Below are 14,545 nucleotides of genomic sequence, written 5' to 3' on the forward strand. Positions count from 1 at the left end.
ACGAGGAGGTCATCGCGTGGCTGGCGGCGCGCGAGATCCGCTCCTACCGGGACCTGCCGCAGATCTGGTACCAGATCCAGACCAAGGAGCGCGACGAGGCGCGGCCGCGCTCGGGCGTCCTGCGGACGCGCGAGTTCGTCATGAAGGACTCCTACACGCTGGACCCCGACGCCGCCGCCCTCGACCGCTCGTACGCGGCCCACGAGGCCGCCTACCGGCGGATCTTCGAGCGCTGCGGGCTCCGCTTCCACGTCGTGCAGTCGGACACCGGGATGATGGGCGGCCACGGCGCCCACGAGTTCATGGCCCCGAGCGCGGCCGGCGAGGACGAGATCGCGATGTGCGCCGCGTGCGGGTATGCCGCCAACGTCGAGCTGGCGCGCTCGGTGCCGACCGCGCCCGCGTTCCCCGCGTGGCGGCGGGAGGAGGTCGCCACGCCGGGTGCCAGGACCATCGCCGAGGTCGCCGCCTTCCTCGCGATCGATCCGCGGCTGACGCTCAAGTCGCTCCTCTACGTGGCGCCGCGGTCCGGGCCCGTGCTCGTGCTCGTGCGCGGCGACCACAGCCTGCACGAGCGCAAGCTGCTGCGCGCGGTCGGCGAGGAGTGCCGTCCGGCGCATCCGGACGAGGTCCGCCAGCACCTCGGCGCGCCCCCCGGCTCGGTGGGGCCGCTGGGCGTCCGGGTGCCCGTCATCGCCGACGAGGCGCTGCGCCAGGGGACCTACGTCGTCGGCGCCAACCGTGAAGGCTTCCACGTGCGCGGGGTGACCCCGGGCCGCGACTTCGAGTGCCGCTTCGCCGACCTGCACACAGCGCTCGCCGGCGAGGCCTGCCCGCAGTGCGGCGCCCCGCTCGGGGTGGAGCGCGTCATCGAGGTCGGGAACATCTTCAAGCTCGGCACCAAGTTCTCCGAGGCGCTCGGCGCCAAGTACCTCGACGAGGCCGGGCGCGAGCAGCCGATCGTGATGGGCAGCTACGGCATCGGCCCCGCGCGCATCGCCGCGGCGGCGATCGAGCAGCTCGCCGACGCGGACGGGATCGTCTGGCCGTGGTCCATCGCCCCGTTCCACGTCTACATCGTCCCCGTGTCGGTGAAGGACGCCGCCCAGGTCACGGCGGCCGAGGAGATCTACGAGGAGTGCGGGCGGCAGGGGCTCGAGGTCATTCTCGACGACCGCGACGAGCGCCCGGGCGTCAAGTTCAAGGACGCCGACCTCCTCGGGATCCCCGTCCGCGTCACCGTCGGCAACTCCTTCGTGAAAGAGGGCGTCGTCGAGGTCCGGAGCCGCCGCACGCGCCGGGAGCGCCGCGTCGGCAAGGGGGAGGTCGTCGCCGCCGTCCGTGCCTTCCAGAAAGAGGAGAGCCCGACGTAGCCTCCCCGCGCGCCCGCCGGCGCGCTCAGCCTTGCCACGGCCCCCGATACGTGCTAAATTCTTGAAAAAGTGGGCGTTGCCCGCTTTTTTTAGTTTTGCCCACGGGCAAGGGGAAAAGCCCAATGGATGATGCGGAGCGGGCCGGCCAGATCGAGGAGGCGGTCACCCCCGTTCTTCGCGACCACGGGCTCGAGCTGGTCGATCTGGAGTGGCGTCCCCTGAGGCCGCGCGGGATCCTGCGCCTGTACGTGGACAAGCCGGGTGGCGTGGGGATCCGCGATTGCGTGTTGGCGAGCCGGGAGATCGGCGACGTGCTCGACGCGGCCGCGCTCATCGAAGGCGCGTACGACCTCGAAGTGTCCTCTCCGGGACTCGAGCGGCAACTCCGGAAGGACCGCGAGTTCCGCTGGGCGGTCGGCAAGCGCGTGACGTGCTGGCTCGCGGGCGGCGCAGAGGTGCGCGGTCGGCTCGACGCGGTCCTCGCCGACCGGCTCGTCCTCGAGCGCGACGGGGCGCGGGTCGAGCTGGCGCGCGCGAGCGTCTCGAAGGCTCGCCTGGAGGCGGAGGTTCCCTGGTCCCGCAAGGCGTAGAATCCCGGATAGGTGCCGGGCATCATGAACCGAGAGTTGATCAATGTCATCGAGCAGATCGGGCGTGAGAAGGGGATCGACAAGGAGATCCTCTTCGAGGCGCTGGAGTCTGCCCTCCTCTCGGCGTCGCGCAAGACGCTCGGCCCGGCCGAGAACATCCGGATGCACATCGACCGGAAGAGCGGCGACCTCCGCGTGTACTGCCGCAAGAAGGTCGTCGCCGAGGTCACCGACGACAAGCTGGAGATCAGCCTGGAGGACGCCAAGGCCCTGAACAAGGAGGCCGAGCTCGACGACGAGCTGGAGCTCGAGCAGGAGCGGCCGCCGCAGGAGTTCGGACGGATCGCCGCCCAGACGGCCAAGCAGGTGATCCTCCAGAAGGTGCGGGACGCCGAGCGCGAGGGGATCTACTCCGAGTTCGCCGGCAAGGAGGGGCAGATCCTGCGCGGCGTAGTCCACCGCATCGAGAAGCGCAACGTGATCCTCGAGATCGGCAAGGCGGAGGCGATCCTGCCGGAGCGCGAGCAGATCCCGGGCGAGCGCTACAACCCGGGCGACCGGATCCGCGCCTACGTGCTCGAGGTGCGGCGGACCGCGAAGGGGCCGCAGATCTCGCTCTCGCGCACGCATCCGGGGTACCTCGCTCGCCTCTTCGAGACGGAGATCCCCGAGGTCCAGGAGGGGATCGTCCTCGTGAAGGCGACGGCGCGGGAGGCGGGCGAGCGCGCGAAGGTGGCGGTCGCCTCGACCAAGCGCGACGTGGACCCGATCGGCGCGTGCGTCGGCCTGCGCGGCACCCGGATCCAGGTGATCAGCCGCGAGCTCCGCGGCGAGAAGATCGACATCATCGAGTGGTCGCATGACCCCGCCACGTTCGTCGCGCGGGCGTTGTCGCCGGCCAGGGTGTCGTCGGTGACGATCACCGAGCCGGGCGCGCCGGACGGGCAGCCCTCGGCGCTGATCATCGTGCCCGACAACCAGCTCTCGCTCGCGATCGGCAAGAAGGGGCAGAACGCGCGGCTCGCCGCGAAGCTCACGGGCATGCGCATCGACATCAAGAGCGAGGGGGAGGTCGAGGCCGAGCGGGCGTCCGCGAGCGACGCGGCCGCGGACCGCGCCGCGCTCGAGGCGCTCGCCGGGATGACGCCCGAGCTCGCGGCGGCGCTCCACGCCGCCGGCCTCGGGTCGCCGAGGGCCGTCGCGAAGGCCGGGCCTGAGCGGCTCGCAGCGATCCCGGAGGTCGGCGAGCGCGCGGGCCAGATCCACGCCGCGGCCGAGGAGTGGGTCAGGCGACAGGCGCCGGCGCCCGACGCCGGCGCTGCGCCCGGGGAGCCGGCGGTCTCGTCATGACGCGTGAGCCTGGCCGCACTTGTCTCGGCTGCCGTCGCGTCCTGCCGAGGCGCGCGCTCGTGCGTCTGGTGCGCGGCGCGAACGGTGTCGTCGTGGTGGATCCGCTGGGCACGACGGCGGGCCGCGGCGCGTGGGTGTGCGCGGACGAGGCGTGTCTCGCGCGCGCGGTCGAGCGGCGCCGGCTGAGCCACGCGTTCGGGAAGCCGTGTGAAGCGCACGGGGATATCTTCGAGGCGGTGCGGGCCGCAGGACGTCGCGGGGCCGGGGCCCCGCCGTCCGAGGCGAGCGTTGAAGAGACGGGGCGAGCCGTCGAGATCGTCCGGGGGAGGTGAGGGAGCCGTGGCGGCAAAGATCAAGATGATGGAGCTCGCGAAGGAGCTCGGCGTGACTAGCAAGGAGCTGATGGTCGCGGCCGAGGAGATGGGTCACAAGGGCGTCCGCGCCATGAGCCCCCTCGAGTCGACGCTGGCCAACGCGCTCAGGCTCAAGCTCGGCAAGGGGCGCGAGCTCCCCGAGGAGCCGAAGCCCAAGCGTGTGGCCAAGCCCAAGGTGCCGAAGGAAGCCGCGGCGGCGACCGACGGCGCTCCGGCCAAGACGCGGACGGTGCGGGGGAAGGCGACGGTCGAGGTCCTGCCCGAGGAAACGCCCGTGGAGGTCAAGCCGGCGGCGACGATCGTCAAGTCGAAGCCCGCCGCGGCGGCCACCGAGATCGCGCCCGAGCCGCCGCTGGTGGTCAAGCGCGAGCTCGAAATCGCTCCCGAGCCCCCGCCCATCGCGCCGGTCGCCGAGCCGCAGGCGCCCGTGAGGCCCGCGGCCGCCGCGGCGCTGGCGCCCGCCGCGCCGTCGGTCAAGAAGCCCGAGCCCAAGATCGTGCCGTTCCGGCCGCTCGAGCGTGCGGCGCCGGCGCCTCCGTCGCGGCCGTCCCGGCAGCCCGCGGGTCCCTTCGCGCCCCCGCGCGTCAGCACGGGGCCGCCGCGTCCGGCGGCGCCTCCCGCGCCCGCACGGCGCGAGCCGCCCGCGGCGGCCGCAGCGGCGGCGCGCTCCGCGGCCGCCGCCACTGCCGTCGAGGCCCCGCCCGAACCGCCGGCCGAGGTCAAGCGCGAGCTCATCCGCGTGCCCGAGTCGGTCACCGTCGGCGAGCTCGCCGAGAAGATGCGGCGCAAGTCGGGTGAGGTGATCAAGGCGCTGCTCGAGCTCGGCGTGATGGCGACGCTGAACGAGCTGCTCGATCCGACCGCGGCGAAGCTCGTCGCCGACAAGTTCAACGTCGACGTCGAGATCCGGTCGGTCGAGGGTGAGGTGCTCGACGAGGAAGACTCCGACCCGGCGCAGCTCAAGCTCCGCCCGCCGGTCGTCACGGTCATGGGCCACGTCGACCACGGCAAGACGTCGCTGCTCGACGCGATCCGCAAATCGCGGGTCGCCGAGAAGGAGTTCGGCGGGATCACGCAGCACATCGGCGCCTACCAGGTCGAGACCCGGCACGGGCGGGTCACGTTCCTCGACACGCCGGGCCACGAGGCGTTCACGGCGATGCGCGCCCGGGGCGCCCAGGCGACCGACATCGTCATCCTCGTCGTCGCCGCCGACGACGGCGTCATGCCCCAGACCGTGGAGGCGATCAACCACGCGCGGGCGGCCAACGTGCCGATCCTCGTCGCCGTGAACAAGATGGACAAGCCCGAGGCCGACCTCGAGCGCGTCAAGCGCGAGCTGGCCAACCACGCGCTCGTCCCCGAGGACTGGGGCGGTCAGACGATCTACGTGCCGACGTCTGCGAAGAAGGGGACCGGCATCGACCAGCTCCTCGAGATGACCGCGCTCCAGTCGGAGATCCTCGAGCTCAAGGCGAACCCGACCCGCGCGGCCAAGGGCGTGATCATCGAGAGCCGCCTCGATCGGGGCCGCGGTCCGGTCGCGACGGTGCTCATCCAGAACGGGACGCTCAAGGAGGGTGACGCGGTCGTCGTCGGGGCCCACTCGGGGCGGATCCGCTCCCTCATCGACCCGAACGGCAAGAAGGTCAAGAGCGCGGGCCCGTCGGACGCGGTCGAGATCCAGGGCCTCTCCGGCGTGCCCTCGGCGGGCGACGTCCTCGTGGCGGTCTCCGACGAGCGCAAGGCGCGGCAGATCGCGACCATGCGCCAGGACCGCGAGAAGGCGAAGGGCAAGGCGTCGACGCGGATCACGCTCGAGGGGCTCCAGAAGCAGATCCAGACGGGCGAGGTGAAGGAGCTCCGCCTGATCCTCAAGGCCGACGTGCAGGGCTCCGTCGAGGCGCTGGCCGAGGCGCTCGAGCGCCTGTCGACCGACGAGGTCAAGCTGAAGGTCATCCACGGCTCGGTCGGCGCGATCAACGAGAGCGACGTCATGCTCGCCTCGGCGTCGAACGCGGTCGTCATCGGCTTCAACGTGAAGCCCGAGCCGAAGGCGGCCACGCAGGCGCAGGCCAACGGCGTGGACGTCCGGACGTACAACGTCATCTACGAGGCGATCAACGAGATGAAGGCGGCGCTAGCCGGCATGCTCGCGCCCGAGATCCGTGAGACCGCGCTCGGCAAGGCGCAGGTGCGCCAGATCTTCGTGATCTCCAAGCTCGGCCCGATCTGCGGCTCGTACGTCGCCGAGGGCAAGGTCACCCGCGGGGCGAAGATGCGGGTGCGCCGCGGCGACGAGGTGGTGGGGACGGGCACGGTCGGCTCGCTCAAGCGGTTCAAGGACGACGTCCGCGAGGTGCTCGCCGGGCTCGAGTGCGGGATCGGCGTGGACGGCGTCAGCGGGATCCAACCGGGCGACATCCTCGAGGCCTACACGGTCGAGGAAGTGGCGCGCACGCTCTAGCGGGGCGTGCGCACCGGAGGCTGCCGTGGCAACGGCGCGCGTCGCGCTGGGCATGGTGGAGTTGCACCTCCCGGACGTGGGCTCGCTCAAGGGCAAGCGGCACGTCCTGAAGGGCCTCAAGGAGAAGGTGCGCGCCCGCTTCGAGGTGTCCGTCGCCGAGGTGGACCACCAGGACAGCTGGCAGCGCGCGACGCTGGCGGTCGCCTACGTCTCGGCCGACGCCCGGCACGCCAACGAAGTCGTGTCCAAGGCGATGGACTACATCGAGAACAACGTCGAGGGCCGCGTCCTCGAGACCTTCGTGGAGATCCTCTGATGCAGGGCAAGCGGCTCGACCGCGTCAACCAGCTCATCAAGGAGGAGATCTCCACGCTGCTCCAGCGGGAGCTCAAGGACCCGCGGCTCGGCTTCGTCAGCGTCACCGGGGTGGACACGGCGAAGGACCTCGCGCGCGCGAAGGTCTTCGTCTCGGTGCTCGGCGACGAGGCCCAGTGGGCGGCCTCGCTCACCGCGCTCGCGAGCGCCCGCGGCTTCATCCGTAACTGGCTCAGGCACCACCTCGACCTCCGCGTCACGCCCGAGCTCGACTTCCGCGCCGACCACTCGATGGAGCACGCGGCGCGGATCCAGGCCCTGCTGCGCGGCCTCGACACCGGGCCCGCGTCGTGAGCGCCGCGGTCGAGCACCGGGGGCGCGCGCCCTCGGAGGCGGTGCTCGCGCCCTTCCGCAAGGACGGCGGGCGGGCGCTCATGCTCGGGCACGTCCATCCCGACGCGGACGTGCTCGGCACGCTCCTGGCGCTCGGCCTCGCCCTCGAGGGCCGCGGCTGGAGCGTCGCGTACGGCGGCCCGCACCCGGCACCGGGCGCCCTCGGCTTTCTGCCCGGGATCGAGCGCTACCGGCGCCTCGGCGAGGTGGGCGGCCCCTTCGACGTCGCGGTGCTCACCGACTGCCCGAACGCCGAGCGCACCGAGGGGCTCATCGACCAGGCGCGCCGGGCCGCGCGCCTCACCGTGAACATCGACCACCACCCGGACAACCGCCGCTACGCCGACGTGAACTGGCTCGACGTGGAGGCCGCGGCCACGGGCGAGATGGTCTACGAGCTCCTCGACACCCTGGGCGCGCCGCTGACGCCCGCGATCGCCACGAACCTCTTCACCGCCATCCACACGGACACGGGCTCCTTCCGCTACTCCAACGTGACGGCGCGCACGTTCCGGATCGCGGCCGCCCTCGTCGCCGCGGGTGCCGACCCCGCGTTCGTCGCGTCGAGCCTCTACGAGCGCCGGGCGCCCGACGCGCTCCGCTGGCTCGGCGAATCGCTGGCACGCGTCGAGGTCTCCGACGGCGGCCGGCTCGCCTGGCTCGCGCTGCCGGCCGACGCGGTGCCGGAGACGTTCGTCCAGGCCGAGGAGCTCGTGAACTACCCGCGCTCGATCGCGACGGTGCGCGTCGCGTGCCTCTTCCGCGAGCTCGGCGGGGACGTGAAGGTGAGCCTCCGCGGCAAGGGCGACGTGGACGTCCAGCGGATCGCGGCGCAGTTCGGCGGCGGCGGCCACCGCAACGCGGCCGGCTGCACGGTGCCGGGGCCGCTCGCCGACGCCCAGCGCGCCGTGCTCACGGCGGTGCGCGCGGCGCTCGCCCCGCCGGGCAAGGCCGCCGCGCGGTGAGCGTCCAGCCCGGCGGCGCCGGCGTCCTCGTCGTGGACAAGGGGGCCGGCGCGACGTCGTTCGATGCCGTCGCGCTGGCCCGCCGGCGGCTCGGTCTCCACCGCGTCGGCCACGCGGGCACGCTGGACCCCGCGGCGACCGGCGTGCTGCCGATCCTCCTCGGCGAGGCGACGAAGCTCATGTCCTACCTCACGGATCAGGAAAAGGAATACGCCGTGACCGTCCGCTTCGGGCTGACGACCGACACACACGACGTCGGCGGCCGCGTGCGCGCGGAGGCGCCGGTCCCGCGGCTCGAGCGGGCGGAGCTCGAGGCCGCGTGTCGGCCGTTCGTGGGGCGCATCGGGCAGGTCCCGCCGATGTACTCGGCGGTCCACCACGGGGGGCGGCGGCTCTACGAGCTGGCCCGCCGGGGCATCGACGTGGCGCGCGAGCCGCGCCCAGTGTTCGTCCGCTCGATCGCCGTGGAGGCGGTGGCGCCGCCGTGCGCCACGCTTCGGGTCGTCTGCGGCAAGGGGACCTACGTGCGCGTCCTCGCCGCCGACCTCGGCGCGGCGCTCGGCTGCGGCGCCGCCGTGGAGCGCCTGGTGCGCGCGCGCGTCGGCCCCTTCACGCTCGCCGCCGCCGTCGCGTGGGCCGATCTCGCGAGCGGCGAGCGTGAGGCGCTCTGGGCGCGCGTCGAGCCGCCCGAGGCCGCGCTCGCCGACTGGACCGCCGTCACCCTCGACGAGCCGGCGGCGACGGCGTTCACTCACGGGCAGGCGGTCGCGGCCGCCCCGTCCCTCGCGACGGAGGATCGTTTCGTGCGCGTCCACGACCGCACCGGCGCCTTGATCGGCGTAGGCGCCCTCGCGGCCGCCGGACGGCAGGTGAGACCGGTTCGGATTCTGCATGCGGATCGTCCGGGGACTCGAGTCCTACCCGCCTGACGCCCGCGAGAGCGCCGTCGCGCTCGGCGTCTTCGACGGCGTTCACCTCGGCCATCGCGCCATCCTCGCCGCCGCGGTCGCGGAGGCGCGGCGGCACGGGCTCGTGGCGCTCGCCTGCACGTTCGACCCGCACCCGCTCGAGGTCCTCCAGCCGGCGCGCGCGCCGGTCCCGCTGACGCCGCTCCCGGACCGGCTCGCCCTCATCGCGGAGACGGGCGTCGACGCGGCCGTCGTCGTCGCCTTCACCCGCGAGGTCGCGGCCGTGGAGCCCGAGGCGTTCGTGCGGGACGTGCTCGTGGAGCGGCTCAAGGCGCGCGACGTCGTGGTCGGCTTCAACCACCGCTTCGGGCGCGGCGCGCGCGGGACCGCGGCGCTGCTCGAGGCGCTCGCGCCCCGGCTGGGCTTCCGCGCCCATGTGGTCGCGCCCCTCGAGGTCGAGGGGACCGCGGTGTCCTCCTCGGAGGTCCGCGCCGCCCTCCAGGCCGGCGACCTCGAGCGTGCGGCGCGGCTGCTCGGGCGGCCGTACTCGGCGGAGGGTGAGGTCGTGCGCGGGGCCGGTCGGGGCCGCACCCTCGGCTTTCCCACGGCGAACGTGAGGACCGGTCGCCCGCTGCCGCTCCCGCCCGGCGTCTACGCTTGCCAGGCGCTCTTGGGCCCTGACCGCTACCCCGCCGTGGTCAACGTCGGCGTGCGTCCCACCTTCGGCGAGACCGAGCTCCTCGTGGAGGCACATCTTCTCGATTTCTCGGGCGATCTCTATGGCCGGCGGCTCCGACTGGCGTTCCTGCGGCGTCTCCGCGAGGAGCGAAAGTTCCCCGACGTCGAGTCGCTCCGGCGCCAGATCGCGCAGGACGTCGCCGCCGCCCGCGAGGGGATCTGAGGGCTTCGCTTTACTTCCGGCGGACCCCGTGATACCTTACGTATCTGTTGGCAATAAAAGGCATTTTGGGAACCCGTTCTGGTGGAGGCTGACTCCCCGGGGCGTGGCGATTGGAGGAGCGTCGCATGCCACTGACCGTCGACAAGAAGAAGAGCTTGATCGAGCAGTTCCGCGTCCACGAAGGCGATACGGGGTCGCCCGAGGTGCAGATCGCGCTCCTCACCGAGCGCATCAACGGCCTCACCGATCACTTCAAGCAGCACACCAAGGATCACCACTCCCGACGGGGTCTCCTGATGCTCATCGGCAAGCGCCGGGGCCTTCTCGAGTACCTCAAGAGCAAGGACGCCGAGCGCTACCGCGCCGTCATCGACAAGCTCGGAATCCGCAGGTGACCGTGGCGTCACGCCACATGGATTGGTCCTCGGACGCGAAGACTCCGGGGGCCCGAGGACAATCGTCACGATGAGTCACACCGTACAGCTCGAGATCAATGGCTTGCCGTTCTCCATCGAAACTGGCAAGGTCGCGAAGCAGGCGGACGGGGCGGTCGTGGTGCGCTACGGGGGCACGATGGTGCTCGCCACGTGCGTGGCCGCCAAGAGCGGCAAAGAGTCGCAGGACTTCTTCCCCCTCACGGTCGAGTACCGCGAGCGCATGTACGCCGGAGGCCGGATCCCCGGCGGGTACTTCAAGCGCGAGGGCGCGCCGGTCAAGAAGGAGACGCTCACCGCCCGCCTCATCGACCGGCCGATCCGCCCGCTCTTCCCCGACGGCTTTCGCAACGAGATCCAGGTGATCTGTCTGACGATCTCGGCCGATCCGCAGAACGACCCCGACATCCTCGCCATGAACGGCGCCTCGGCCGCCCTCTGCCTGTCCGGCATCCCGTTCGACGGGCCGGTCGGCGCCGTGCGCGTCGGCCTCGTGGACGGGAAGCTCGTGGCGAATCCCACGAACGACCAGCAGGCCGCGTCGAGCCTCGAGCTCGTCATCGCGGGCACCGAGGAGGCGGTCCTCATGGTCGAGGCGGGCGCCAAGGAGGTGCCCGAGGAGACGATGCTCGAGGCGATCGCCTTCGGCCACGCGGAGTGCAAGAAGCTCGTGCGGGTCCAGAAGGAGCTGGCGGCGAAGGCGGCGAAGCCCCGCTGGCTGTTCGATCCCGCGGCGGGCCGTGACCGCGAGCTCGAGGCGCGCGTGAAGGGTCTCGCCGCGCCCAAGCTCGCCGCGGCGCTCGCGACCCACGAGAAGCAGGCGCGCGCCGGGTCGGTCGGCCGCGTGTTCGACGAGGTGTGGGCGGCGCTCGGCGTCGACGAGTCCAAGAAGCCCATCGCGCGCAAGGCGTTCGAGGAGGTCGAGAGCGCGGAGGTCCGCCGGCTGATCGTCGAGCGGGGGGTCCGCGTGGACGGCCGGAAGGTCAACGAGATCCGGCCGATCTCGATCGAGCTGGCGTACCTGCCGCGGGCCCACGGGTCGGCGCTCTTCACGCGCGGCGAGACCCAGGCGCTCGTGTCCGCCACGCTCGGCACCAAGTCGGACGAGCAGAAGATCGAGGCGCTCGAGGGCGAGACCTGGCGCCACTTCATGCTGCACTACAACTTTCCGTCGTTCTCCGTCGGCGAGGTCCGGCGCTTCGGCGGGCCCTCCCGCCGGGACATCGGCCACGGCGCCCTCGCCGAGCGCGCGGTCGAGGCGGTGCTGCCGCCGAAGGAGGAGTTCCCGTACACGATCCGCGTGGTCTCGGACATCCTCGAGTCGAACGGCTCGTCGTCCATGGCCACCGTGTGCGGCGCCTCGCTCGCGCTCATGGACGCGGGCGCACCCATCAAGTCGCACGTCGCCGGCATCGCGATGGGGCTCGTCAAGGAGGGCGACCGCTACGGGATCCTGACCGACATCATGGGCAGCGAGGACCACTACGGCGACATGGACTTCAAGGTCGCCGGGACCGAGAAGGGCATCGCGGCGCTCCAGATGGACATCAAGATCGCGGGCGTGTCGATCGACATCATGCGCGAGGCGCTCAAGCAGGCGCGCGAGGCGCGGCTGATCGTCCTCGGCAAGATGCGCGAGGCGCTCGAGAAGCCGCGCCCGGAGCTCAGTCCGTACGCGCCGCGCTTCGTCACGATCAAGATCCGCACGGAGAAGATCCGCGAGATCATCGGCCCAGGCGGCAAGGTGATCCGCGGCATCCAGGAGCAGACCGGCACCAAGATCGACGTCGAGGACGACGGCCGGGTCACCGTCTTCTCGCCCGACAGCGAGTCGGTGCAGAAGGCGGTCGCGATCATCCAGGACATCTGTCGCGAGGTCGAGCTCGACCGGATCTACCTCGGCAAGGTGAAGAAGATCGTCGAGTTCGGCGCCTTCGTCGAGGTCATCCCGAACACCGAGGGGCTGCTCCACATCTCGCAGATCGCCGAGTCACGCATCCGCTCCGTCCAGGACGTGCTGACGGAGGGCGACGAGGTCCTCGTCAAGGTGATCGAGATCGACGGCAACGGCAAGATGCGGCTCAGCCGCAAGATGGCGCTGCGCGAGCAGCCGGCGCTCGCGGACAAGGAAAAGCTGAAGAATCCCCAGGCGGCGAATCCCCCGCGCGCCTGAAAGGCGGTGCCCGTGACCGAGGGCTACCGGAAGAGCGTCCTCTCGAACGGCACGCGTGTCGTCACCGAGCGGATGGACCACGTCCGGTCGGTCGCGGTGGGCGTCTGGGTCGAGACCGGCTCCCGCCACGAGCCTGAGAGCCGCATCGGGATGTCCCACCTGATCGAGCACCTGGTCTTCAAGGGCACGGCGACCCGCACGGCCGAGCAGATCGCCCGCACGATGGACTCGGTCGGCGGGCAGATGGACGCCTTCACGACCAAGGAGCACACGTGCTTCTACGTGCAGGTGCTCGACGAGCACCTGCCGCTCGCCGTGGACCTCCTCACCGACATCCTGCTGCACCCCGTCTTCAACGCCGAGGAGCTCGAGCGTGAGAAGTCGGTGGTCCTGCAGGAGATCAAGATGGTGGAGGACACCCCCGACGACCTGATCCACGATCTCTTCGCCGCCCAGATCTGGGAGGGCCACCCGCTGGGGCGCCCGATCCTGGGCACGCGCGACGCGGTGAACGGCTACGGCCGCGAGATCGTCCTTTCCCACTTCGGCGAGGAGTACGTGCCGCCGCGCATCATGATCGCGGTCGCCGGCAACGCCACCCACGAGCGGGTCGTCGAGCTCTTCGGCGCCCACTTCGACGGCTTCCGGCGGGCGCCCGCCGCCCGCACCAACACGCCGGCGACGCTCAAGCCGAGCGTGAACATCGTGCAGAAGACGCTCGAGCAGGTCCACGTCATCCTGGGCTTCCCCGGGCTCCACCACTCGGCGCCCGAGCGGTACGCGCTCTTCCTGCTGAACGACGTGATCGGCGGCAGCATGTCCTCGCGCCTCTTCCAGGAGGTACGCGAGCGCCAGGGGCTCGTCTACTCCATCCACTCGGGCGTCCAGGCGTACGCCGACACGGGCACGCTCTACGTCTACGCCGCGACCGACCCGCCGAACTTCTCCAAGGTGCTCAAGTCCACGCTGAAGGAGCTCCGTGACCTCAAGAAGCACGGCGTCACGGACGAGGAGCTCAGGCGGGCCAAGGACCACCTCAAGGGCAGCCTCATGCTCTCGCTCGAGTCCACGTCGAGCCGGATGAACCGGCTGGCGAAGCACGAGATGCACCACGGCACGTTCCTGACGATGGACCAGATGCTCGCCGCGATCGACGCGGTCCGCCACGAGGAGGTGCAGGCGCTGATCGCCGAGCTCCTCGACGAGGACCGCCTCGCCCTCACGACCCTCGGACCGCTCGACCGCCGCAACCTGCCGCGCGAGCTGTTGCGGCACTGATGTCTCGGGGGGCCCCGAGATGGCCCCCCAAACCCCCCAGCTCGCGTCGGCCCCGCTGACGCCGAGGCACTGCCAAACCGCTGGGCACCCGCCCTGTCAGCGGGGCGGCGGTGAGGGCACCGCCGACACGTGGGTCGCCCCAAGTGCCGGCCGGTTCGACGACGGTGCCGGCTCGAGTCACCGGGCACACATCCTGCGCCGCACCGCGCTCGTGGCGGTGGCGTGTCCTTCGGCGAGGACGTACTCCCGGCGTATTCCGGAAGCGACGGTTCTCTATCGGGTGGTCCAGCAGTACTTCGGCGAGTTTCTGGCGCAGGTCGAGGCAGCCGATCGAGGGGGCAGACTGCCAGCGTTCGTGAAGGAGGAGTTCGAGGCGTACCTGGGATGCGGTCTTCTCTCTCGGGGCTGCCTGCACGTGCGGTGCGAGCAGTGCGGGGACGAGATGGTGGTTGCGTTTAGTTGCAAAGGCCGATTCTGCCCCTCCTGTGGCGGCCGCCGCATGACGGAACTGGCCGCACATCTGGTCGACCGGGTGATCCCCGACGTCCCTGTGCGTCAGTGGGTCCTCTCGCTCCCGTGGTCCTGCGGTACCAGCTCGCCTTCGACGCCACCCTGTGCCGCGACGTGCTGGCGGTCTTCATCCGGGTCGTGTTCGGCTGGTTGCGGCGAAGGGCAGCGAGCCGAGGGATCCGTGACAGTCAATGCGGTGTGGTCACCGTCATCCAGCGCTTCGGAAGTTCGTTGAATCTAAACGTCCACCTCCACTCGATCGTGCTCGACGGTGTCTTCACACGATCGACGCCGTCTGCCTCCCGCCGGCGTTCGGGCGCCGACCGCGTTCGGCTTTCCTCCAAGAGGGTCGGGTTGTCGAAGGAGCTCCGCTTCTTCTGAGCACCGCCACGGGGCATCGCCCTCCCGGAGGCCCTTGACTTCGGCCGCCGGGGGGGTGCGATCGTGGCGCGCGGCGGGGGGCACGAGGCACGGGTTGGCGGCCGCGAAAGGGCTTTTGAAGTTCCTAGGCTCT

General features: G+C 71.4%; 14 protein-coding genes. All 14 read left to right on the forward strand.

The genetic code is table 11. From position 1 onward, the window contains the following. On the forward strand, window positions 1-1,373 hold a 1,373-nt coding region (gene proS / locus VKG64_16065), incomplete at its 5' end, for a proline--tRNA ligase (protein HKB26553.1). 122 nt (window positions 1,374-1,495) lie between these two features. Further along, the gene (locus tag VKG64_16070; GenBank protein HKB26554.1) at window positions 1,496-1,963 is read left to right on the forward strand and encodes a ribosome maturation factor RimP; all 468 of its coding nucleotides are present in this window, start codon (window positions 1,496-1,498) and stop codon (window positions 1,961-1,963) included. 24 nt (window positions 1,964-1,987) lie between these two features. Continuing rightward, entirely contained in the window at window positions 1,988-3,313 is a 1,326-nt protein-coding gene (gene nusA / locus VKG64_16075; protein ID HKB26555.1) for a transcription termination factor NusA, read from the forward strand. Then, the gene (locus VKG64_16080; protein HKB26556.1) at window positions 3,310-3,645 is read left to right on the forward strand and encodes a YlxR family protein; all 336 of its coding nucleotides are present in this window, start codon (window positions 3,310-3,312) and stop codon (window positions 3,643-3,645) included. Before nusA ends, VKG64_16080 begins: the two co-directional genes overlap by 4 nt. A 25-nt stretch (window positions 3,646-3,670) precedes the next feature. Next, window positions 3,671-6,154, forward strand: a complete 2,484-nt coding sequence (gene infB / locus VKG64_16085) for a translation initiation factor IF-2 (protein HKB26557.1) — start codon at window positions 3,671-3,673, stop codon at window positions 6,152-6,154. Window positions 6,155-6,179: 25 nt separating this feature from the next. Then, window positions 6,180-6,470 carry a DUF503 domain-containing protein gene (locus tag VKG64_16090; GenBank protein ID HKB26558.1) on the forward strand — a complete coding sequence of 97 codons (291 nt, stop codon included), beginning with the start codon at window positions 6,180-6,182 and terminating at the stop codon, window positions 6,468-6,470. Continuing rightward, the gene (rbfA, locus tag VKG64_16095; protein ID HKB26559.1) at window positions 6,470-6,823 is read left to right on the forward strand and encodes a 30S ribosome-binding factor RbfA; all 354 of its coding nucleotides are present in this window, start codon (window positions 6,470-6,472) and stop codon (window positions 6,821-6,823) included. The genes VKG64_16090 and rbfA overlap by 1 nt, the downstream gene beginning before the upstream one ends. Continuing rightward, window positions 6,820-7,827: a bifunctional oligoribonuclease/PAP phosphatase NrnA gene (locus VKG64_16100; GenBank protein HKB26560.1), complete on the forward strand. Its 1,008-nt coding sequence runs from the start codon at window positions 6,820-6,822 to the stop codon at window positions 7,825-7,827. The genes rbfA and VKG64_16100 overlap by 4 nt, the downstream gene beginning before the upstream one ends. Then, entirely contained in the window at window positions 7,824-8,756 is a 933-nt protein-coding gene (gene truB / locus VKG64_16105; GenBank protein ID HKB26561.1) for a tRNA pseudouridine(55) synthase TruB, read from the forward strand. The genes VKG64_16100 and truB overlap by 4 nt, the downstream gene beginning before the upstream one ends. Then, window positions 8,719-9,636 (forward strand): bifunctional riboflavin kinase/FAD synthetase, encoded by a 918-nt coding sequence (locus tag VKG64_16110; GenBank protein HKB26562.1) that lies wholly within the window; start codon window positions 8,719-8,721, stop codon window positions 9,634-9,636. Before truB ends, VKG64_16110 begins: the two co-directional genes overlap by 38 nt. Before the next feature lie 125 nt (window positions 9,637-9,761). Beyond that, window positions 9,762-10,031 (forward strand): 30S ribosomal protein S15, encoded by a 270-nt coding sequence (gene rpsO, locus VKG64_16115; protein ID HKB26563.1) that lies wholly within the window; start codon window positions 9,762-9,764, stop codon window positions 10,029-10,031. Between the two features lie 70 nt (window positions 10,032-10,101). Continuing rightward, window positions 10,102-12,243: a polyribonucleotide nucleotidyltransferase gene (pnp, locus tag VKG64_16120; protein HKB26564.1), complete on the forward strand. Its 2,142-nt coding sequence runs from the start codon at window positions 10,102-10,104 to the stop codon at window positions 12,241-12,243. Window positions 12,244-12,249: 6 nt separating this feature from the next. Then, entirely contained in the window at window positions 12,250-13,521 is a 1,272-nt protein-coding gene (locus VKG64_16125) for a pitrilysin family protein (GenBank protein ID HKB26565.1), read from the forward strand. A gap of 576 nt (window positions 13,522-14,097) precedes the next feature. Next, a complete protein-coding gene (locus VKG64_16130; protein HKB26566.1) occupies window positions 14,098-14,412 on the forward strand; it encodes a transposase in 315 nt (104 codons plus the stop codon). Window positions 14,413-14,545 lie beyond the last annotated feature (133 nt).

This window comes from Candidatus Methylomirabilota bacterium (genome assembly GCA_035260325.1).
Lineage (GTDB): Bacteria > Methylomirabilota > Methylomirabilia > Rokubacteriales > CSP1-6 > AR19.